The following is a 23777-nucleotide window of genomic DNA, read 5'->3' as shown; positions in this document are numbered from 1 at the left end:
TGGGCACGGAACACACAGAATGCACCTCAATTAGATAAAAACACAGTCCGTGTATTCCGTGTCGTCCGTGGTCTGCTCCCCCCCCTACTCCTTCACAAACGGCAGCATCTCCCACCGCGTCTGCCCCCGAAGCAGGCGGACAAAGTAAGGCCCGGAGGGCAGCCCCGACAAATCGATGTCCAACTGACGGTCGCCAGTGCGCACGCCGAGCGCTTGCAGTAGTTGCCCCTGTGCATTGAACAGCTCCAGCCGGTCGCCTGCCTCAAAGGGGTTGGCAAGGGACACCGTGACCTGCTCCCGTGCGGGGTTGGGGAACAGCAATACCTCGTCCAGCAGGGCTACGACGGCTTCCTCTGAGTATACCTCCTCGCCTTCCGGGGTATGAATGGCCACCCGGTAGTGGTGTACGCCGGGCCCTGGATCTTCGTGCAAGTGCTCGTAATAGCACTGACTGCCAATGTAAGCCATAGGCCGATCATACCGGGCTATAGGCTCATAAACTTTATCGCCTGCCATAGCGTGCATTACGGTGTAGGTATAACCGGCCTGCAGTTCTTCCCGGATCCAGTCTACCTTTACGCAGCTTGCCCCCTGCACATCCACCGGGCTGGCGCTGAGCGGCATGGGCACCCCGCAGTAAAAGGGGCTCTGTGTAGCAGTGATCTGCCGGGTTTGCGTGGCCGTGCAGCCATTGGCTGTAACGGAAAGGGTAAAGCGGAAACGCCCGTGGGAGAAGGGTGCGGAAAGCGTCACCTCCTGCCCCGTAGCGGAGGAAGGAGTAAGCCCAAGGCCCATTTCCCATTCATAGGTTGCACCGGGGCCGGCATCTGCAGCAGTGAAGGTAGCGGACTCGCCGACACATAGAATGGAGGGGCCGGTAATTTCAGCCACCGATTCGGTGCCGACTTCAATTGTTACGATGTTGCTTTCCAAATAAACAGTGCAACCGGACCGGCGGGCACAACGGGCAAAATAGGTGGTCTCTTCAAGCGGCCCGGGGGTATAGTCTGCCATATTGCTGTTCGGGACGAGCTGCCAGGTCTGCAGGTTGAAAGGGCCTGCCACTGTACTACGCATCCAAAGATATTCTATAGCCCCGCTGCCGCCTTCAGGAGAAGACAGACCGACAATAGGCGCGGGTAGATTCCCGGGGCCACAAAGGTATTGGTCAGGACCAATCTGCCCAGGGTCCGTTACATTATCACAAACGGAGTAGAAACCGGCATCAATCGAGAGGTTGGAGGTGCCTTCGTCTACCAGAAATGACTCCGTAAACCGCCCATCGGGCAGCATATCACTGTCGAGCAATGTGTTACTGCCTTGTAGTGGCAGGGTTACTTCCAGCCCATTCGTGGGTATAAACCGGACCCGGTACGTACCAGGCTCTGGTGTAAAGTGGTAATACCCATTAGCGTCGGTTACTGTGGTGTCTACGGGCAGAAAGGTACTGCCCTCCGCTCTTTCCAAAATAGCTTTCACGCCAGCCAGCCCCGGTTCTCCGGGATCCTGAAGGCCGTTCTGGTTGTTGTCCAGCCAGACGAAATCTCCCACCTCTGCCAGTGCGTTAGTTACCGTGATCGTGAAGGTACAGCTCCCTGTGCAGCCTGCCACATCCGTGTAGGTATAAGTGATGGCATAGGTACCCGGTCCTACTGCCCCAGGATCGAAAACGCCATTGTTCACACCCAGCCCACCGTAAACACCTCCAGCCGGTGCCCCGCCACTTAGTGCCACCGGGGCGCTGTCCAGTTGAACATCCTGATCGGGTGGACAGGTGACTACTGGCAACGGGTTCACGGAAACCTCAAAGGTACAACTGCCAGTACAGCCATTCCCATCGGTATAGGTGTAGGAAAGCAGATGAACGCCCGTGCCGGCCGCCGCCGGGTCAAAGCTGCTGCCCTCCACACCCGGACCGGCATAAAGGCCCCCACCGGGCAATCCGCTTGTCAGCGGAAGGGGCGCTGCATCTATACACACAGCGGGCAGGTCAGTACAGTTCACCTGTGGCGGGGCCACCACATTTACCCCAAACGTACAAGCAGCATTGCAACCATTGCTGTCACTGTATTCGTAACTCAACAGCAGAATACCCGGACCCACCTCAGCCGGATCGAAAATGCCATTTTCTACACCAGGACCGGCATAAGTGCCTCCTTCGGGCTGGGCTCCCGACAGGGCAAGTGGGGCAGTATCAGTACAGATTGTCAGCGGATCAGGGCAGGCCACCTCCGGCAAAGCGGTTACTTCTATAGGGAAGGAACAAGCAGCACTGCAACCCAAGGTGTCGGCATAAAGGTAGGTGATCGTATGTACGCCAGAGCCAGCCAACTCCGGGTGGAACACCCCATGCGCTACTCCCACCCCACTATAACTGCCGCCTGGAGGTGTAGCCCCGTCAAGCGGAAATGAAGGAGTGTCAGTGCAAACAGCCATCGGCTCCGGACAAGCCACTTCGGGGACAGGATTGACCGTCACTTCAAAACTGCAACTGCTCTGGCAGCCCAGGGTATCTGAATAGGTGTAGGTGATCGTATGTGTACCTTGGCCGGCAATTTCAGGATGAAAACTTGCGCCAATTATGCCCGGGCCTTCATAAGCGCCTCCAGCGGGCTGTATTTCTTCAAAAAGGACGGGGTCAGAGTCCTGACAAATGGAAAAGTTGCTGGGGCAGTTGACTTCCACAGGCTCCTCCAGGGAAAGTAGCAGCACAGCGGTGTCGCAACCGCAGCTGGGCAGGGCTTCCAGCCACAACCCCGTCGCACCGGCACAAAGCGCACCGCTTAGGCCAACGGGCAGCAGGCTTCCTGCCATAAAACTGCCTTCAAACGTGAGGGTAGACAAGAGGGGACCGGTGGGTTGCCCCTCGGCATCAACACAGTAGGCATTGACGGTTACCCATTCGTTTTCGGACTGGGCTAGCCCACTGAGCACCAGGCCAGCCTGCAACTGGAAGGTACTGTCCTCACCCACGCAGAAGTTGAGCTCCGTAAAGGTATAGACAGGCTTTTGGATGGGTAAAGCCAGCGTATCCTGCCCGGTAGCGACTTCCAGCTCGGTCAGGCAGGGGATGCCGCCGCAAATGAGGGGGTCCTGGGTAACGGTATTGCGGAAAATAGCCACCGACGGGGCAGCACAAGCTGCCCCTTGCTCTTCGATTTCAAAACTAAAGGCGATCTCCGTACCGTCCGGCAAATTTTCCGGAAGGGCAAAACGAATTTCGGTCAGCCCGTCAGCATTGGTACGGGTAGTAGCAAAAGTGGGGCAACTGCTTGCATCGGGGCTTTCGCAAATCAAGCTGCCTGGCACGTAAGCGATGCCTGACGGAGCAATCAGCACAGAGGTATCGCGTTGGGTTGTGCCGCCGCCCATCAGCGTAAAGGCCGCCTGAACACGTACTGTACTTCCGCAGCCCTGTAGCGCACCGTTCACTGAAGAAACGGGCTGCGTCTCGTAGGGTGCATCGGTGCCTACTACATTAACCGGATTGGAAGCCACCACAATATCAGAACCGATGGCCGGGTCGCTACAGGGACTAAAGCCCCGGGCCCGGTAGAAGGCAACCGTCTTAGTAGGATCAAAGCCGCAGCCGGTTTCGATTTCAAAAACCACCCGCATTTGCCGGTTGGCGATCCCGGGGTTGCTGAAGGTACCAGGTAGGCTGTCACCCAAAACCCGGGAGTGCGTGGTCAGATCAAAAGTCACAGTATCCCCGTTGACAGTACTGGAAAGGGGCTCAAAGACAATGCTGGCATCATTCGGATAGCCTGCGCTCATGGAGTTCACTTCCACGCCGGGAGGCAGGATGACGTCCAGAGCCGGATTGACCAGATCGGCCTGCTGCGCACTGTTTACGAGGACTTCAATGGTATCAGTGGCACAAAGCTCCAGGGATTCAGAAGGGCTGGGCTGATTCGTAATTTGCAACTGCACCTCTGCAAGCTGCGGATTGATGTAGGCCACCAGTGTATCGAGGAAGCAGGATTCTATGGGATTGTCCGTACCAGGGAATCCTTCGCAATTCCAACCGTAAACCACCAGGAAGCTATCCGGGAGGCAGCTCGTCTGGCTAACGCAGATCTCTATTTGCTCGGTGGTATTGTTGGGGTGATCGCTGAGGCGGTAAACGCCAGCGGCATCGATGCCTATGGGGGCACCACCATTTTCGCGCACCTGCTCCACGGCTACCAGGCCATCTTCACTGATCAGTTCCAGCCAGGTATAAGGCACATCAAAGCCACTGCCCACCCCGGTATTGGCTACGGAGAGGGTGTAACAGTTTTCTTCGGTAAAGGCGTTGTTGACGAGGGGGTTTAAGACAAAGCTGAACTGCCCGATGGGGGTGTAATTGAGCAAACGACTGCGGTCCTGATCGTAACGCAAATTGGCGGTAGGATCCTGGTATTGCACACGGGCCCGTCCGTACACGGCGCCTTGCTCAGAAGCACAGGAAGGCTGCCAGAAAGACTTAAGAATCTCGTCCCTTGCCTGCTCCTCCCAAAGCGGGATGGGACCGCCCCGATCACTGTACAGATTCCGGATATCAAAGTAAAGGCTGTCGGCATCTTCAGCGAAAGGCGCTACGTCAATAGTGAAAACCCCGGGGCTGCGCCGGTATTGCAGGCGCCGGAAGGTGTAGCCGGGTATTTTGGCCAGGGCCAGGGTATCAAAAGCAAAAACGGGTCGGAATTCATTAGGGAAGAAGTCGATATCATCATTTGTAACGCATCCTCGTTGCGTCCTGGTAAAAACTTCCCAGGTCAGCTCCTCACACCCGGTGAAGCTCCCTGACCCACCGGAGGCAAAACTAACGGCTGCAGCTACCATTTGAACGCGGTCTAAGGTTACTCCGCAGGCGTCGCGGCTCTGGAAATTATCGTTGGAAAGCTGGAAAGCGTTGCGAATATCCTGGTTGTCCACGCAGAAGGCCGTGATGGGGCTAAAACCTTCCAGGGAGTAATCATAAAATTCGCCTTGTGCAAGTCCTGTATCGAAAGCGTATTGGGTTTCAATGTACACACTATCGCCTGCCGTGTATACAAAATTTTCAGGAAAGGCTGGATTGAGCTGATTCAAGCCTGCTGCCGACAGGTTATACTCAAACAAGGAATCGCCAACGACATTGGCCACTGGGATATTACTGACTTCTCCGATGAAGGTCCCGTTGTCGTACACCCGGGCTTTGGCACCGAGCGCCTTGAAGTAAGGGTACAGCATTGTCTGCCGGAACCGCCCCTGCGCCCAGGGTCCGTTGGGGCCGGCAAGCACCCCAAGGCCAGCTTTAGTAAGTACAGTATCAGAAGGGGCCACCCGGTCCAGGCGGACCTGTGCCGCATCTGCCGGGACATTAGATTGCCAAATTCGTTCGTTGCCAGGATCCGCCAGCCCTACGTTGAAGCGCTTGGTCTCGCTTAGGAGCACTGTACCTCCCCCTCCATTGCAATCTCCGCCCGGACAAAACAGCAATACCGGAAAACTGCTGCAACTGATCCCCAAATAACAGGCCTCTTCGCACCCTGCTCCCACCGTTTGGTAAAGCACAACGGGCAGTTCGACCAGACCGGAACCGCCACAGTTCCATACCAGATCAAAGCAAAATTCAACAGCTCCATCGTTGTAATCCGATTGCTGAATGATAATAGTCGGGCGGTCAGAATCTGCACCTTGCAGCTCGAACGGTATGACCTCGCCATTAACATCAAGGACCTGGGCGTTGCCAGTAAACTGCAAATCAAACCCGGCTGGCATTCCCAACTCTACAGCATAGGTATTCTCCCCGCTCACATCCGGATAGCCGTCCAAGGTTGGAAACTGAAAACAGTAGGAAACCGTCTGCCCGTCAAAAATCGTTGCTGGCCCCGAAATAATAGTGGGGGTGGTGGCCAGGCGCGCATCGGCAAAGTCGTGGCTGGCCAATTCCAAACGTGGAATATTCCCACAGGCGTCCCGCACCTGAAAACGGGCAATAGGCGTAGGCCAGCTGTAGCTGATATTGCAGGACTCCCGGCAGCAGTAAACATAGTCGCCCCGAATCTCAAGCCGCTCACCAGGCAGAAGCGTGAAATTGAAATACCGGGCGGCACTGACTTCTCCTTTGGGCAGCCCGGTAGTACAGAAATTGACGGAACCGTACACCTCATCCGGCGACCGGGAAATGTCCTCACCGTTTAAAAGCAGCTGTACAGAAGCGGTATCAATGGAGGCATTATTGGCACTGTAGTCCCCAAAAACCGGCAGGCTGGTGTTGCCCTCAAAGCCCAGCTGAAATCCAATCTGAGCGGTAGTCGCCCCAGTATTTTCGATAAAGAAACCAAACTGATTGGGTGTCGCCCCATCCAGACAGACCGGCAATGCCCTTGCGAATAAAGTGCCGGTAGAGATGGAAGGCTGAGGTACGATGACGGCTACGGTGCCTGTTGCCGGAATAGTGCGCTGACAGATATCGGCTCCACAACCCCAATAGGCATGGTGTACCACCTGATTGAGCGCCTGTGTGCAGGTCTGCACCTCAAACCGTTCCCGGAAATCAATCTGCTCTCCATTGGAAAAGCGGCCGTCCCCTCCAAAGAGGCCAGGATGAAGACTTTCACTTAAGGCGTAGAAAAGGGTATCACCATTAGTGGATGAGGGCACGAGAGCACTGCCGGCGTACCTTAACTCATAGTTTTGTACATCCCCTAACACCACAAAGTAGGTAACCGAGTCGACAAAGCCCAGCCCTCCCTGTGTCAGGCGCACTGGGCGGTCAATGGTCTGTGGCACATCACTGATGATGGTATCCTGACTGTTCGGGCCATTGGGATATTGATGGCTGAGGGAAGCAAAGAGGAGGTTGTAGGTATTGAGGTTAGGATTGTCTTCGATAACCGTACCGGACACGGTCTGTACACTGATGGTATCTTTAAACAGGCCCCCGTCGACCGCAAAATCCCGGGCATCGCACCCACCCGAGCGGGTGATGGAAAAATCCACCACGTCATTGGCAGCAATATCCGAAGGGGTAACCAGGAACTGCGGTGCCTCAGGGTCAGAAAGGTCACTTTCGGTGATATTGAGGTTGCCACCAAAGATTTGCAGGCTGCCGGTTTGGTACCTTAGCCCGGGCGGCAGGTTGATGGTCACTACCGGAGCATCAGCGTTATTGGACGTAAAGCGCAGGCGCACGCGCAGGTCCCCATCCTGATTGCAGGTCACGACATCTTCTGCCTGCTCAGGATAGGTAATGGACACCTGAGCCTGACTGCTCAGCAATCCGCTTAGTAAAAAAAGGGTGGCCAGGAAGCGCTTAAGAAAAAATCTGGCGGCGCCAGGAGATGCCAGGGAAACGGATGGTGCATACCGTTTATTCATAGGAGCTGTTTTTGTGCTTACTTGTTGTTGGCTTGTGCACTGTCTTGTGACAGCACAAGCTTCTTTGTTATCACCAGGGTTAAGTTATACCTGATGCAGGGCGTTAATCGGCAGGATTGATGGATTTGGGTGCTGGCTTGGGGGAGTTTGGGTTGTTTGTCCAGCAGTGCAAAGATAGGGGAATTGGCTGGTTATAGCAAGAGGGCGCTTTTCAATTCTTTGGGAGTTCACCTTCAGACTAAATTGAGGGCTTGACAAAACCAACCATCGGTCGGGGCATGGGACTTATCAAGGCAAAAGCTACCAAAGCAATTGGTCGCGATGATTATCAGGATTGCTCCACTACTTATTGCTCAAACAGAGGGTAACCTTTTTCAAAGTGAATAAATAAAGCTGCAAACATCAAAACTTATCCATCATGAAAACGATTTGTGTAGCTTTATTCACCCTTTGTATTTTGTCTTTTGCCAACGCGCAGTACGCGTCAGCCTTTCCGCAAACTGAGCCCACGCCAGCAGCAGTTTCAGAGGAGCCCATTTCTCTAAATGAAAAAATTGCCCGCAGAAATGCTTTAATCAAGCAGCACAACCAATTGGCACAGCAGACGCTCATTGAGCACATCGCTACGCAGGTCACTTATCCGGAATTGCTTCAGGAACTGATGGCAGAGGGCAGGGTGACTGTCAAAGTTACACTCGACACCCATGGCAAAGTACAAGCCTATGAAATCCTGGAAAGCCCTGACCCCTCATTCAGCCACGCGGTAGAACGGATTATGCTTAGTGCTCCGGCAGTAGTAAGCCACCGACCTTATCTTGGTGCCCGCAAACTGATCATACCTATCGAATTCACCTTGCAATAAAAGCATCGCTAGGGGTTGTAAACCACTTTTTTGAGCGTAAACTTCCCATACACGAAGGGGCCATCCGGGTAATGCCAGGTGGCTTCTCCGTAGGATGCCAGCCGGTGGTTGCCAAAACGCTTGTAATTGCTAAGTGGCGTCGTAAACCGAAACTGTTGCATGGCATTGATGTCATAACGGTCGAAGGACTCAAAATTGATCAGCTGCCCGTAGTCATTGAAAAAGAGCCTGGCTCGAATAGTGGTGCCTTTATTGGTAAAATTGGCCTTTACCGATTGCCGGTCGATGACCTCCCATTTAATCCGTTTGTCAATTAGCGTGGCCGGAGCCAGAAAACACATATCATTGAATAGGGTGACGGTCTCCGCAATAAACATTTCCGGGCCATCAGCCTGAGCAACCGGCAAAACGGAGAAAAGGCGGACATCCATACTGGCTTCGTGCCCCTGATAACGGTGATACCCCTGAGCAGGCAGCCCCTTGACTTTTGCGCTCAAAAAGAACAGCCGCTCGTCGGTATCAAAAAAATTATATTGTTCGCAGTCCATCCGCATCCAATCCTGGCCCTTGCCCCTCATTTCTGCCTTAAACCGGGCACGGAAGCTATGTACTTTAGGCTGCCCGACCACTCCTGCATACCGAAGGTAGCGCTGAACCGGGGCGGGCAAATGCTGAAGGTCTTCTTCTGTGAGCAAGTCTTGTTGAATGGCCTTTGTCCGCTCTATGCCGGCTCGTACATCAGCCCTGTACCGATGCTCAAACCGGTAGCTTTGCCAACTGAGCAGAGCGGGCACCAAAATGAGCAGGTTAGCTACTGTGCCAAACCGGGCATCCCCCCAATTGCGGAATATCAGAAACTGGGACAGCAGGATAGCCGCAAAAGCCACTCCATACCAAAACTGAACGCCATTTAAATAAAGGATCACCGCTCCTGCAAAAAAAAGGCCTGCCAATAGCCACAGCAAGCCCTGCTGCCGGGAAATTGGCTGGGTAAGCTGCTCGAACTGATGGAAATTGTACGCCTTTAAAAACCCGAAGAGGTGAATGATTCCGTGTATCAGTAGAAGAAAGGCAAAAAGGGGTCGCATCTTAGCAAATTTAGGACCTCAAGGTACTCTTCTACGCTTTGATTTTTGCTGACCATAATCATCGGTATGCCATATATGTGTTAAAAACAGGCTGACGGGGGCTTTTACTACATGCTAATCGATGAAGATGGACAGCTTACAGCCAATGCCTGTCATATCTTAGCACTAATGGCTAACTTTGAGTGGCACAGCCCCCAACAGCCGGCCCGCAGCCGCTTCCCGGCACAGGACCCAGTAAATACCGTTGGGCCAGTTTGTAGTAGCCATATCTATACCGTTACCGGCAACCGCAGATTGTTTATACATGGGCCTGCCGTTGCTACTGAGGACTTCCACCTCCAACTGCGCCCCTTCCCATGCTTTCGGAAAGGACAACTGTGCCTGTTCAGTGCAGGGGTTCGGGAAAACAGAAGGCTTAGCCTCCAGGCTTTCGCCCAATATCACCGCATTGGTCATATCGCCCTCAGCATTGAATTTGTAGATGATGTGACGGCTTTCCTCTAGGAAAAGATCGTCGCGGAGAACCTGCCCGTGGGCCAGGCACCCCCCGTCCGGTGTCGCGGCCACACCCGTTGCCCAGCTATTGTCAAACGGTAACAACACATGCACATCCCAAATACGCTCCAGATTAGCATTCACTTTGCTCAGGCGCCAGCGGTTACCATTCGCGAAATCGAAGCCTAATAAAAAATACTCGTCATTGGAATTATAGTCTAATGGATATCGGTAAGCCGGGCGCAGATCACCGTCTTCCAGGCCTGGCCCTTCAATAGCCAGCCCGTGCACCACTGCCCGGCGAATTAACTCGAAATCAGGCGTCCTGATCTCAATGGACTGATAGATGCTGTCTGAACTGTTCAGCTCAAAAATCCTGTTGGCAAAGACCAGGTTTCCATCTTTTGGCTTGAAGTATGGAAAAAAATTGGAAGCATTGGTGAATCCGAACCCATCAAAATTGTAGGCCGTACCAAGCCAGTCGTAGGCGTTTTCCTGGATGGGCTCCAGATTGACCAGACTGAGCTCCGAAAAAAGGGACCCAAAACAACCAAACAGCCGGTCCTCCACCATAGCCATAACGGCATAAGGCTGCGAGAAATCTGCCGGAGTGGTGTTCAAAATATTGCAGGCGGTATCCATGACGACATCGTAAGGCAAAATATTCGAAGTATTCAGGCGGCGGCCATAGTACCGGGCATATATCCGGTCGCCTTTTCGGGCAAAGCTGGATTCATTGTTAACCATCGCCATATTGGGTGAGAAAAAGTCCGCCAACGCATCATTGGTATGATAGCTGATCAGCTCCAGATCGCGGTCAAAGTGCAATACAGACAAGTTGGGCGCAGCGCTATTCCCATCCTCCAGCAGGTAGGCAAAGCCAATCATCCACAGGGTGCTGTCCACAGGATCTGCGTGCAGTTGCTCGTAGAAGGAATAGGGGGCAAAATCCCCGCGCACCAGCGAATCCAGGACTTCCCCTTCCAGATTGAGTTTGTACAGGAAAACCTCGCTCATTTCATCACGTTGCTCCAGGAATACCTCCTCCCCCAGAACCACCATCCTGGCGTCTGTTCCCAATCTGGCAGGCCGGTTATGCAGCCCGCTCCAGGTATCGTACTCCTGAGCGGCAATCGAATTAAGCAGGAAACAAAAAACAAATCCTAATATGACAGGTGCACGCATAACAAATGATTTTCACCAAAAATACAACAAACTGATTTACAGAATAATAGCTCTAACAGAAAGAAAAAGTCATAGTCCAGAGGGCTCAGAAAGGGTGTAACAGAGCGCTTTAGGTCACAGTAAGTTAAGGCTATTCCGGTGAAAAAATGGTATATTAAAGTATTTAAATCTCTGTAGGATAGAGTTAACGGATAATCAATCATGAAAAAGCACTTGTTACAATTTGCGCTCTGTTTCCTTTTTGGCGCGGCAGCCTTCGGGCAAAAAAAGTTCATTGCACTCCGGGATACGCCACCGGACTCGACGATCGCCGGTTTTTTCATAAAAAAGGTAGTGGACAGCCGCCCTGCAACGGATAGCATTGGCTATCTCTTCATTGGGGCACAATCCAGAAAAGTCCCCGTGGACCTGGCAAGAGGGCTAACGAATGCTTTCAGTAACTACCTGGATAGAGCCGTGCCCAGAGATGCAGGGGACCTGCCTGTCATCCTTGGGGTGGACGAACTGTCGCTTACCCCTGTGCCCTCCGGTGCAGATCAGGAGCTGAAAGTCTCGCTACAGGCCTCTTTTTACCAGCAACGGGAAAGGTATAAAGTATTGCTTTTCGAAACCCAGGTTTCTGTTTCCGGGCAGGAACCTCCCGAGGCTTTGATACGCCAGGCTCTGGTCAAGGCCCTGACCGAATTCAGCGATACAGATTGGGAAAGTCCAGATGCCGGCTCCCCTGTAACAGAAGAGCGCCTTAAAAAACGCCTGGACCAGCAGGGACAACAGGTCATACCGTTAAACCTGCTGCTTGCCGGCTATGCGGCTGGCAGCAATGCCACAGGTTGGATGTTCAGCTATTACCGCAGCTCCAAATCTTCCCATAAAGGCTGGTTTTTTCCGTGGCGCCTTGGAGGGGAGTTTTTGCAGATTGAAAGTCAACCTTTTGCCCGATCTGGTATCGTGGAAGCCCGGCTCAACTATGGCATGTTTGGTATTTGCCCGTTCCGGGAAATCACCGACCGGGTTTACATCAATTTGGATTTCATGCTGCTCGTTGGCGCAGAAACCCTTACTGACCGGATTGACCGGCAATCCACCAACCTTTTGTTGGGGATCGCACCAAAGCAAAGCCTGTATTTTATTCCGGATAGCCGATATGGACTGGTCGTCGGCTTCGGGCTATATCAGCGGCTGCTTACTTCAGAGGTGTACAAAAACGATTTTGGCTTTCAGGTAGAGGCAGGATTTAAGTTTTGACATTCATTTCGTTTGCGCATCAGGTTTCCTGCTATCTTTGGACTAATCATTATTGAAACATCCATTTCAGCCATGAACAAAGGGACACCTTCTAACCCACCGCCCCCATTCAGCTGTACTTATTCCCCAAATGTTCCCGAGCTCCTGCAGCAGCTCCGGTGTACCATTGCGTTAAGCACCTATCAGGCAGGCAAAGTAGTCCTCCTTAGCTCAGTGGATAGGGAACGGCTCATTCAGCTCCCCCGGAGCTTTAGGAAACCTATGGGTATAGCCCTGAAAGGCCAGCAGCTTGCCATTGCTACCCGAGACGAAGTGCATCTACTGACCAACGCCCCGGGGCTGGCGGCCCATTACCCCCCAAAGCCCGGCACTTATGATGCTTTGTTTATGCCGCGCGCCACCTTTTATACGGGCCAGATTGATATCCACGACCTGGAATGGGGTAAAGACGGTTTGTATGCGGTCAATACTTCCTTTTCCTGTATCTGTAAAATTGACGAGCAGTATAGCTTCACTCCTGTTTGGAAGCCTGATTTTATCACTCAGCTCGCACATGAAGACCGCTGCCACCTCAACGGGATGGCTATGCAGGAAGGGCTTCCGCGGTACGCTACGGCCTTCAATCAGGGAAATACCCGGCAAAGCTGGCGGGAAAACATCACCAAAACCGGGGTGCTGATCGACATAAAAACCGGGGAGGCCATACTGGAAGGGCTGGCTATGCCGCACTCTCCAAGGCTCTACAACGGACAGCTGTATCTGCTCCTTTCCGCCACCGGGGAATTGGTGCGGGCCGAACGGGAAACAGGCAGGTATAAAGTCGTTGCCCAGCTCAACGGTTTTGTGCGCGGGCTCGGCCGATGCGGTGATTACGCCTTCGTAGGCTTGTCCAGATTGCGCCCCAACTCCAGCACCTTTGCCAAACTCCCCATGAAACATAAGGCACAGCAGGCAGGCATTGCTATTGTCCATCTGCCAACCGGAGCCATCGCCGGCCAAATTCGCTACCAGGCTTCAGTGGATGAGATTTATGACATCAGGGTCTTGCCCGGACTGCAACGCCCTAATTTGCTCAATACTGAAAAGCAAGAGCATAAACTCGGCCTTTCCATACCTGAAAAAACCTACTGGGCCCAACCTTATTCACAGTAACTTCGTCTATCACCTGAAAAAACAGAAGTATGAGGTACCAACCCTTACCCATTGCGGCGGCTTACCGCCGGTTTCTGGCACTCAACCAAAAGCTGAAGCGAATGCTGTCAAGTGGCGCTTTCAGCACACTGAGCCAGCAAAAACAGCAAGCGTTCCTCCGGCAAATACAACAGCTGTTCCAAAAGCTCCGCCGGGTCATCCCCCAACAGAAACTACGTCACGCAATGGCCGCCTCTGCCTTGCTGCTGGGCCTGGGGCACGCACAAGCGCAGGAGTTTGCAGCCCCGGTACAAAACCCCTTCGGTTTAGAGCTGGGGCAAAACGAGAATGGCTTCTTCCCGCTCCCACAACTGGCAGACATTGATGGAGACGGAGACTTTGACCTATTTCACCGGTCTGGGACTGACGACCTTTATGGCAGCACCATCCTTCTTTTTCAGGAAAACATAGGCACACCACAAGAACCGGAGTTCAGTGCAATTGCGGCCAATCCCTTCGGTTTGGAAACCCTTAACCAAACCACTACAATTACTTTTGGCGACCTGGACGGAGACGGTGACCTGGATTTGCTGGCTGGCCAGTACGATGCGCCCTACTATGGTTTGTTTTTCACCTACTATGAAAACGTAGGTACGCCGACTGCTCCGGCATTCGCACCACCGCAGTCAGACCCCTTTGGACTAGCCTTTTCTAATGCCCCGGACGCCACCGTCCCTTTTTTGGCAGACTTGGACAATGACGGGGACTTAGATTTGCTGGTCGGAACTTACTATACAACCTCTGGTGCCTCTTCAGCAGCAATCGCTTATTTCCCAAATATCGGTACTGCCCAGAACCCGGAATTCGGCGAGGCCCAGATTAATCCGTTTGGGCTGCAGCCTCCGGTAGATGGTTATATTTTCCTCCCTACCGTGGCTGATTTTGACAATGATGGCGACCTCGATATTATTGCCGGTGGTGACTACGAATACGCAGGAAACTACTATCAACCTCTACTCTATTATTACGAAAATACGGGGACTCCGGAACAGCCCGCCTTTAATCCTCCGCAAAGCAATAATTTTGGACTGGTCTCGACTACCAACAGCTACGTTTTACTCCCTACTTCCGCAGATTTGGATGCAGATGGAGATACGGACCTGCTGACTTCCGGGTATACTTATGACGAGTCGGGAGGCGAGTATGCTAAAATCATCTTTGAATACTTCGAAAACACTACTGTCATTAATGCTGTCGATGCGCCGGAAACAGTTGCGGGCTTCCAGCTCTTCCCCACCGTAGCAAGGGAGGAAGTACAATGGAAAGTGGAGGCTAGTCAAAGTCGAGGGCAACTACGGATCACTTTTTTTGACCTTAATGGCCGTCAGTTCCGGCAAGAAGAATTGGTGGGAAAGTCGGGAATACTGTCTGTATCGGATCTGCCCGGCGGGCTCTATTATGCCAAATTAACGGATGAGCAGGGGCAGCTTCTTGGGATGAGCAGAATCGTGAAACTTTGATTTTTGGGTTTCTGAGCAATAGACTTTGAATTCCCCCTGAGCCATTTCGAATGTGCAGTTCTGGGGGAATTTCATTTACCTGGACCAAGCTGTGGTCAAAAACTTAGCGAAACAGCAAGAAACCGGCGCTCCCAACAGATATGACAAAGATTCCTCAAATGTGAAGTACTGATTTACTAACTTAGAGGATGAGAGAAGCTACGGTTGTTTCTCTTCATAAAAAATTATATCCTCAAAGTATGATCCTACGCAATGCTTTTCTGCCTGCACTCCTGTTCTTCACTTTTTTAGCTAATGCCCAAACCACCATTCAGGACAACTTCGAAGGCAACGGCGACATCAGCACCTGGGCGGGCGATGACTGCCAGATCGATACCAGCTTTCCCAATCCATTCCCTCAGGGCAGCAATACCTCTGCTACCGTGCTGAGGTACGGTGATATGGGCGGGCAGTATGCCAATGTGCGCTTTGATACCGGTGCCCCGTTTGACCTTTCGGGCGAACACCTGTTCTCCATCCAAATCTACGTGCCATCCAGCGGGCTGACCGGGGCACAGCCCAACCAAATTTCGCTAAAGCTGCAGGATGGCAATCTGCCGGAACCCTGGTCTACCCAAAGTGAGATCATTAAACCCATCGTAACGGATGAATGGCAAACGGTCACTTTTGACTTTGCGAATGACAATTACATCAACCTGTCTCCGGATTCTCCCCCGCCCACTCAGCGCAATGACTTCAACCGGGTCCTCCTGCAGGTCAACGGGGAAAATAACAACGATCAGGTGATAGCCTATATCGATAATGTCCAATTCGAAAGTACCTTCACCCCTGGCCCGGTTTTCAATCAGCTGATCTGGGCTGATGAATTTGACGTTGACGGCGCTGCGGATGATACCAAGTGGTTTCACCAAACCCTGCTCCCACTGGGCAACAGCTGGTTTAATGGTGAAATTCAACACTACACGGACCGTTTGGAAAATACCCGGGTGGAAAACGGCGTACTAAAAATCGAAGCCCGCCGGGAGACCTTCACCGATCAGGGCCATACCAAGGAGTTTACTTCGGCCCGCCTGAATTCCAAGTTCACCTTTCAGTACGGCCGGGTGGAAATCCGCGCTAAGCTGCCCACCGGCCCCGGCACCTGGCCTGCCCTTTGGATGCTGGGCAAGAATATTGACGAAGATGGCGGCTACTGGGATAACGAAGGCTTCGGTACTACGCCCTGGCCCGCCTGCGGAGAAATCGATATCATGGAGCACTGGGGCACCAACCCTGGTTATGTCTCCAGCGCCACACATACCCCTTCCAGCTTTGGGGGCACAGTTAATGTCGGCGGACAAAACCTGCCGACCTACGCCACAGACTTCCATGTGTATTCCCTGGAGTGGACCGCTGAAAAGCTGGTTTTTGCGGTAGATGGCGTGGAGCATTTTACCTATAACCCTACCGATAAAAACCCGGAGACCTGGCCCTTCGATGCGGAGCAGTACTTGTTATTTAATGTCGCCATTCTGCCCAGTATTGCGCCTGACTTTACCAGCAGCACCATGGAAGTGGACTACGTACGTATCTACCAGGAATCGCCCGTGGCGGTCACCTCACCAAAGAAATCAACAGTGCGGTATTTTCCCAACCCGGTGGAGGACACGCTGACGATCGAATTGGGTACAACAGTAACTGACCCAGTGCACATCCGAATATTTGACAGCAGTGGAAGAGTCCTAAAGTCTGTTTCTGAAACAGCCAACCAGGGCACTGTCATGCTCCAGGGCTGGGGCCACCTTCCTTCGGGCACCTATCAGGTACAAGTGCAATGGGGGCAACAGCGGTCTGCTTTTTCTGTAGTGAAGCGATAACAGCCTCCGCCCAAAGAGATGCCCTGGCTTGAAGAGCGCAAAGGCAAAAACAAACACCCTGGAGCCAGAAATGACTTCAGGGTGAATGATGTAATCAACAACAGTTTTTTTAAATCGAAGCTTTGTGTAAACCCGAAGGCAGTGGGAGATTACCCTTTTTTAAAGAGGTTTTCATAATCCGTCACACTACCGTGGTCCAGGCAGCATTCGATAATTTGTTGGCCAAGAGGGCTGAGGCTATCTTCCTGGAACTGGGCAAGTGTCTTCTCAAAGAAATCATACAAAATCTTTGCACCCTGGTCATAAGCTTCTTTGCCGACCTCTTCCTGGTACTCCACCTTGAGCATCCACTTAGGGATTTCGATGCGTTCCAGCTTCATCTTATTCATCGCGTAACCCAGCAGGCTACAGCGGGAAGGGCTCAGTTGCTCGGGCAGGAATTCTGCGTTGCCCTTGCGCGCCAGGTATTCCCGGCTAAGCCACTGCGGCATGAAGCTGGTCTTCCAGGCTCCAATGTGCTGGTTGGGCGTAAGGATGTACTTCACATCAGGTGTCTCTACGATTTGCTCCAGCAGCAGGTTGGCCTGTTTGACCTTCTTACCGGTAGCAAATGGCCAATAGCTGCCCACACCTTCACTGCTGATCCCTTTGGTCTGAATGATACTTGGATTGGCGTGCCCACGGGGCGCGACTAACCTCCAAAGCCAGGCCAGGGCAGGCGGCAAAATGTGCATGATGCCCACTATGCCGTAATTTGGGTTTTCCTGAGTACAAGGGGGCGTCCGTAGGCCTATGCTTCGGATATCCACCCGTACCGGGTCAGAGTATATGCCGGGTACGATATCCCGTGGCAGAATGACTCTTGGATTGGGGCAGGGCAGGCCGGGGGCATCTTGCTTGTGGTCCCATATCATAGCCCTTCCACCAGGCACAGCCTCGATATTCAGGAAGAGGAGCGGCTTCTCCGGTTTGGCTGTTATTTTTTCCAGCACCATATCGGTACCATAATCTTCGATGTGATCTACTCTGATAAACCAGGCATCTTCCGCATCTTCCAGCCAAAGCTTGCCGTCGTTCTTCTGGAGCTTGGGATGGCAGAGCGCCATATCGTCGGTTACCGGTTCCAGGTCGCAGGTCCGGGGAAGGTCCAGCATCCTTTTTTCGCCGGTCAGAATATTCTTGCCTAACAACAGGCTGCCTTCCGGTGACCGGTGGGGCTGCTGCAACATCTCACTTTTGCCGCCGCCACTGGCTCCCTCGTGCATGAGCGTGATAACGTTATCGTAAGGCGTCACTACCCGGACAGTAGAGCAGTGCGCGGTTACCCAGCCTTCTTCTTCCCCCTGCCCGATCAGCATCCCGTAAACGCCTTTCTTAGCACTTGGTCCGGGATAGAGGTTGTAGGAAAACATTTCGTATTTGCCCGGCTGACGGTTGTGGACCACTACCTGCTTACCCTCAAAGTGGGTATGACGGAAAGGCGGGGCCGTATAAATAACCGCTTCCGGTGAGAAGTCTTCGGGCAATTCCATGGGGTCAATAATCCCCTGCAGCAGTGCCAGCCCCAAGCCAAAAAAACCTGCGTTGGCGGGAATAACGGCTACGGCATTATACCCCATACCCGGCTGCCCGGCATGGTAATAAAACATCCCCAGGTGCTGAGTCTTTAACCAGTCAAAGGTTTCGGCTCTCAATTCGTCGAAAGAATGACCGAACCGGTCTTCAAAGGTGGGCTTATCGGTAGGAAAGCTATCAGCAATGACCATGCAATTTGGATCGCGCCGGCGCATGTATACTTCCGTGTAATTCGCGGCAATCCCGTTTTTGGTGCGGAGCACTTCAGCTTCCAGATAACTTTGCCCATCGGGAAGATCATAGCGAACTTCCTGATAATCACTACCTTTTCCGCCCGCTGCCAGCTCCACCAGTTCTTCTATGTTTCTTACAACAGTGAAACTTGGTGCGACGGCCATAAGCTCTTGAAGCTCGGTAATATTCCCTACGGTAAATTCAGCTGCAGTTTTGCTAACCATGTCTGTATTATCTTTTAGGTTTTAATCTGAGCACAAATTAGGGGGATGCTACCCATGTTGAAAGTAATTATATCATTACAGACGGGTGACTTTTGTCATGAGCGGTCAAGGTCGTTTCCTGTTAAGCGTTAAAGCTTTCCCAAAAAATCTCCCATCCAGTATTGGATTAAACCCAATGCCTGATAATTTTCTATTTTTACCCCTAAGCGGTCAAAACACCTGGAACAACCTTGATACGAACAAAGTCCATAGCCGTCCTCCCCTTCGAGAGCCTGACACCTGATCAGGACAACACTTACTTCGCCGATGGAATGTCCGAGGAGATCATCCTTGCCCTCAGCCGGGTGGATGGGCTGAAAGTGACCGCCCGCACCTCCAGCTTTGCCTACCGGGACCGGAAAACCGATGTCCGGATCATTGGCAACCAATTGGGCGTGGCTACCGTACTCGACGGGAGTATCCGGAAAGCAGGCAATCGCATCCGCATCCATGCACAGCTCGTGCGCACGGACAATGGCTTCCACCTCTGGTCCGAACGCTTCGACCGCGAACTGACGGATATTTTCGAGCTACAGGATGAAATAAGCCTGCTCATCGCCGAGAAAATCCGGGAAAACTACGGGCACCTTGATATTGACGACCACCTCGTAACCTCCAAAACACGGGACATCAAAGCCTATCAAATGTTCCTGAAGGGCCGTTTTTATCAACTCCAGTGGAAAAGTGAGGATTTCGACCGGGCTATACATTGCTACAAACAAAGTATAGAACTAGACCCTGCTTATTACCAGCCCTACTTTGGGCTCGTGCAATGCTATGGTATTCTCGGGTCCTGGGGATTTATGAATAAACTGGATGCCCTGACCGCTGCCAATTTCTACCTTACGCAGGGCATTGCCCTCCAACCGGAATCTACAGAAGCCTATTTTGCGAAAGCCACTCAGGCGCTCTGGATAAACTGGGACCCGCACAGCGCGCTGCAGGCCCTGCACAAAGGGCTGGTAATCTCGCCACAGGATACGGAGTCGCTGGAGTCCGCTGCAGAATGCCACACCGCACTCGGGCAGTTTGACCAGGCGCTGGAATACATCAACAAGGCCCTTGAGTACAACCCCCTATCCCCCAACCACCACTACACCAAAGGCAATATCTACTATTTGCAGGAGCAATACGATACCGCCATGCATTGGATGGATAAAGCGCTGGCCATTGACCTGAACTGGGAACTGGCGATCCGGGCGAAAGCGTGCTGCTATATTCTTAAAGGCCAGCAGCAGGAACTCGTACACTGGCTCAGTCGTGTACCAAAGGGGGACATCTACAGCAAATTCCTGCGGCTTTACGAAGCCATGCATCTCGAAAACAGCCTTTCCGTTTCTGATTTTGCAACCGATACCACTATTTACCTGCCCTGGGCTGTCTACGCGCCCTTGTACACCGGCGACCAAACACAGGCGTTGGCATCCTTAAAACAGGGTATTCAACAACGCAACGGGCAGTACATCAACTTTGGCAATGACCCGCTGCTGCGCCCCCTGCACCCGCTACCCGAATTCCAGCAACTGGTTCAAAACACCTTCCCTTCAGCGGCAGGAGGGGTTACGGCTTCTGTTCAAAAAGAAAAAGCCAGCACCAAACTATCGCCCGAAGAGGCCGGAGGCTACAAATCCGCCCTACAGGGCATTATGGAAAACGAGCAAGCTTACCTCAGCCCCGAGCTCAACCTGCGGGAACTGGCCGCCCGGATTGACCTCCACCCCAATAAATTGTCCTGGCTGCTGAATGAAACGCTCGGGCAAAACTTTAACGAATACATCAACACCTGGCGGCTGAATGCTTTCCAGCAAAAGGCCGTACTGCCGGAATTCAGCCACTACACCATCCTGGGGCTGGCCTACGATTGCGGATTTAATTCCAAGTCGGTCTTCAATGATTTCTTCAAAAAGTCCACCGGGCAAACCCCAAGTGCCTGGCTCAAGGCCAACCGGTAAAATTAGAGCGTCCGAAATTTCATACGGAGGGTGAGCTTGTACTGATTTTTATTCCCGGACGATCATTGCGCTCCTGCACCTCACCTTTGCAGGGAATCAAAACATACTTCTATGAAAAAGATACTGATCGCCGGCGCTACCGGCTACCTTGGCAGGCACCTCGTCGCAGAATTGCAGGAACGACAGCTCCCATTCCAGGCTTTGGCCCGCAGCCCGCAGAAGCTGGAGCACTTCCAACTGCCTGCTGATACGCTCATCCGGGCAGAAGTTACCCAACCGGACACCCTGCGCGGGCAACTGGCCGACATCGACACCCTGATTTCCACGGTGGGCATCACCCGCCAAAAGGATGGGCTGACCTATATGGACGTCGACTATCAGGCCAATCTCAACCTGTTGGAAGAGGCCAAACGGGCAGGCGTCCGCCAATTCATTTACATCTCCGCCATCAATGGCCGGCAGATGCGCCACCTCAAAATCATGGCGGCCAAAGAGCGGTTTGTGGATGCGCTCATGGCTTCCGGGCTGGAGTATCAAATCGTCCGCCCCAATGGGTTCTTCTCAGACATGACCGACTTCCTGGATATGGCGAAGGGCGGCCGGGTATACCTGTTTGGAAATGGCGATTACAAGCTCAACCCCATCCACGGGCGGGACCTGGCTAAAACCATCATCGACGAGATGGGCTCATCTGCTACCGAGCTGGAAGTTGGCGGCCCCGACATTCTCACCCAAAACGAGATCGCCGCGCTTGCCCTGAAAGCCGTAGGACGTCCGCTGAATATCTTGCACCTGCCCGACTGGAGCCGCCGTTTGCTCAACTGGCTTATGCGCACGTTCACCTCCTCCAAAACCTACGGGCCCTATGAGTTTTTCCTCACCATGATGGCGCAGGATAATGTTGCCCCCCGCTACGGGTTGGAGCGCCTGGAGTATTTCTTCAGAAAGGAAGCAGATAGACTATAGGTGTCTGCTAACGGATTGGAGTGGGCATAACGTAGTTTTGCTTAGATTTACCGTCAAAATCTACTGCTATGCCCAATCTGTTACGGTTGTTTTGCCTGACCACACTAGTTTTCCTGGCTTCCGGCTGCCACATTGGCCGTTTCTTCCTTTGGAACTTCGCGGATGTCAATGATTACAAAAAGTTCCCGGCTACGACCATCAACGCTCCGGAAACGCCTTTCACTTTTGCCTATGCGCCAGACAGCATTCAGCAAAAGCTTGCGGAAACGGAACTGACCGCGGACGGCAAGAAATACACCCTCCCGGAATATATTGGCGATTATGGTAAAACGCTGGCTTTCCTCATTATCCGGAATGATACCATTCTGTACGAAACGTACTTCGATGGATATGCCGAGGATGGGCCGCCCCATCCTTCCTTTTCCGTGGCCAAGTCGTTTGTCTCCTCCCTGGTGGGTTTTGCCGTTCAGGAGGGCGCCATAGCAAGTGTGGACGACCCCGTAACGCAATACCTACCCGAACTGAAGGACAGGGACGAACGGTTCAGCCGCCTGACTATCGAGCACCTGCTCAACATGCGTAGCGGGCTGGACTACAATGAGAATAGCTATTTCAATCCTTTCGCACCTGTGGCCCGGGACTACTACGGGCGGCAACTGGAAAAGTATACCTTGGAGCGGTCCAAATTCGCCGCCGAGCCGGATAGCTACCGGGAATACCAAAGCATCAACACCCAACTCCTGGCGCTCGTTGTGGAGCGGGCGACCGGAAAAGACCTGCCCCTGTATCTACAGGAAAAAATCTGGCAACCCCTTGGTATGGAATTCCAGGCGAGCTGGAGCTTTGACAGCAAAAAAAGTGGCACAACCAAAGCTTTTTGCTGCCTGAATGCGCAGGCCCGGGACTACGCGAAGTTCGGCCGTTTATACCTGCACGGCGGAGCGTGGGAAGGCCAGCAATTGCTGGATCAGGAGTGGGTCGAACGCAGCACCACACCAGATTACACCAACGATTGCTACCAGTACCAGTGGTACAGCCGGTCGTACCGGGGTGTTTCGCCCGATTCTGCATCTGCAGTAGCTGCCGCTCCGGAAGGGGTTGGTGTCTTTCCGTTCCGGGATGGCGAGTACGCTTACCGGATGTGCGGGCCGGAGTTTTTGGCGATTGGCATCCTGGGCCAGTACATTTATGTGCATCCGGAGAAAAACATCATCATGGTACGCTTGGGCAAGGATGATAAAGTGGGTTACCGGCAGTTGTTTTGGGCATTGAGTGAGAAGCTGTGATTATCCTTTTGATCCATGCAACTTTTTCAACAGCACAATCTGCCCCAGATGATAGTGCAAATGCTCGATAATCCCGTTTAGGTTACTGAAGTAGTGGCCGTATTTGGGGTCCGAAAAGTCTGCCCACATCTGCTCTTCAGGGAGTTTGGCGGTCACCGCAATCAGCCGTTCTGCATCTGTCCAAACCGCATCAAGAAGGGCCTGCCAGTCGGCTTCGGACTTGATGTCCGGAGTTTCCCAGCTGTATTTGTCCCGGGCTTGCAAAGGGCCGCCTTCGAGTACATTGGCGATATGGGGCAGGTAGTAGGTGGCGTGATAGACCAACTGCGCAATGGTGTTAAGCCCGGCTACTTTCGAGGTCGCCATCTTCCAGTCGACATCAGCCAACTGATCCTTGTAGTTGGAATCCGACCAGTTCCCGCCGAAGAGGACGCCTTTGAAGTGTTTAGATAGATTTTTGGCCAGTGCCATAATATAGGAGGATTAATGTCCTGCAATTTAGCTATTTACCGGTTAATAACCAGCGCCCAGGTTTAGCGCCTGCCCTTTGCGGCGGTTGGAAAAGATGGTCGGCCCCAAGCCGATACCTCCGGCTACGTATACTGACGATTAAGTGGTTTGCCACAGCAAACCTACTTAATGCCTGCCTGCGTGTCGGTACTTCGGCAGACAGGTCAGCATTTACGCTGGGAAGTGGCTTGCGCCTGCCCTGACAAGCTATGCTTCGTCAGTGGCCGATGTCGCAAATCCAAGATCCCAGACGATGAAT

Annotated in this window: 13 protein-coding genes; 8 read left to right on the top strand and 5 right to left on the bottom strand. The window is 52.9% G+C overall.

The features are described 5' to 3' along the window. Window positions 1–84: 84 nt before the first annotated feature. Window positions 85–7350 carry an SdrD B-like domain-containing protein gene (locus MRY86_RS18535; protein ID WP_293564424.1) on the bottom strand — a complete coding sequence of 2422 codons (7266 nt, stop codon included), beginning with the start codon at window positions 7348–7350 and terminating at the stop codon, window positions 85–87. A 418-nt stretch (window positions 7351–7768) separates the two neighbouring features. Here MRY86_RS18535 and MRY86_RS18530 point away from each other — a divergent pair, with 418 nt between their 5' ends. Then, window positions 7769–8212: a TonB family protein gene (locus tag MRY86_RS18530; RefSeq protein WP_293564426.1), complete on the top strand. Its 444-nt coding sequence runs from the start codon at window positions 7769–7771 to the stop codon at window positions 8210–8212. Window positions 8213–8220: 8 nt separating this feature from the next. Here the strand turns inward: MRY86_RS18530 and MRY86_RS18525 are convergent, their stop codons facing one another. Beyond that, window positions 8221–9300: a DUF6544 family protein gene (locus MRY86_RS18525; protein ID WP_293564428.1), complete on the bottom strand. Its 1080-nt coding sequence runs from the start codon at window positions 9298–9300 to the stop codon at window positions 8221–8223. Between the two features lie 165 nt (window positions 9301–9465). Then, window positions 9466–10980: a T9SS type A sorting domain-containing protein gene (locus MRY86_RS18520; protein WP_293564430.1), complete on the bottom strand. Its 1515-nt coding sequence runs from the start codon at window positions 10978–10980 to the stop codon at window positions 9466–9468. A 201-nt stretch (window positions 10981–11181) separates the two neighbouring features. On the opposite strand from MRY86_RS18520, the gene MRY86_RS18515 reads away from it, so the two are divergent. The 4 genes from MRY86_RS18515 (at window position 11182) to MRY86_RS18500 (ending at window position 16732) form a co-directional block, all read left to right on the top strand. Further along, window positions 11182–12225 carry a hypothetical protein gene (locus tag MRY86_RS18515; RefSeq protein WP_293564432.1) on the top strand — a complete coding sequence of 348 codons (1044 nt, stop codon included), beginning with the start codon at window positions 11182–11184 and terminating at the stop codon, window positions 12223–12225. Between the two features lie 72 nt (window positions 12226–12297). Further along, entirely contained in the window at window positions 12298–13377 is a 1080-nt protein-coding gene (locus tag MRY86_RS18510; protein WP_293564433.1) for a TIGR03032 family protein, read from the top strand. Between the two features lie 29 nt (window positions 13378–13406). After that, the gene (locus MRY86_RS18505; protein WP_293564435.1) at window positions 13407–14876 is read left to right on the top strand and encodes a T9SS type A sorting domain-containing protein; all 1470 of its coding nucleotides are present in this window, start codon (window positions 13407–13409) and stop codon (window positions 14874–14876) included. 239 nt (window positions 14877–15115) lie between these two features. Continuing rightward, entirely contained in the window at window positions 15116–16732 is a 1617-nt protein-coding gene (locus tag MRY86_RS18500) for a family 16 glycosylhydrolase (protein WP_293571813.1), read from the top strand. 149 nt (window positions 16733–16881) lie between these two features. On the opposite strand, the gene MRY86_RS18495 is transcribed toward MRY86_RS18500, so the two are convergent. Beyond that, a complete protein-coding gene (locus tag MRY86_RS18495) occupies window positions 16882–18765 on the bottom strand; it encodes a DUF4914 family protein (protein WP_293564051.1) in 1884 nt (627 codons plus the stop codon). A 230-nt stretch (window positions 18766–18995) separates the two neighbouring features. On the opposite strand from MRY86_RS18495, the gene MRY86_RS18490 reads away from it, so the two are divergent. The 3 genes from MRY86_RS18490 to MRY86_RS18480 all read left to right on the top strand — a co-directional run bounded on the left by MRY86_RS18490 (window position 18996) and on the right by MRY86_RS18480 (window position 23008). Continuing rightward, on the top strand, window positions 18996–20756 hold the full coding sequence (locus MRY86_RS18490; protein ID WP_293564050.1) for a helix-turn-helix domain-containing protein: 1761 nt from the start codon (window positions 18996–18998) through the stop codon (window positions 20754–20756). 111 nt (window positions 20757–20867) lie between these two features. Beyond that, the gene (locus MRY86_RS18485; protein WP_293564049.1) at window positions 20868–21722 is read left to right on the top strand and encodes an SDR family oxidoreductase; all 855 of its coding nucleotides are present in this window, start codon (window positions 20868–20870) and stop codon (window positions 21720–21722) included. A gap of 68 nt (window positions 21723–21790) precedes the next feature. Beyond that, on the top strand, window positions 21791–23008 hold the full coding sequence (locus MRY86_RS18480) for a serine hydrolase (protein WP_293564048.1): 1218 nt from the start codon (window positions 21791–21793) through the stop codon (window positions 23006–23008). Here MRY86_RS18480 and MRY86_RS18475 read toward each other — a convergent pair whose 3' ends face one another. After that, window positions 23009–23479, bottom strand: a complete 471-nt coding sequence (locus MRY86_RS18475) for a DinB family protein (protein WP_293564047.1) — start codon at window positions 23477–23479, stop codon at window positions 23009–23011. Between the last annotated feature and the right edge of the window lie 298 nt (window positions 23480–23777).

The organism is Phaeodactylibacter sp., assembly GCF_022763345.1.
GTDB lineage: Bacteria > Bacteroidota > Bacteroidia > Chitinophagales > Saprospiraceae > Phaeodactylibacter.
This window is presented reverse-complemented; position numbering and strand designations above follow the sequence as displayed.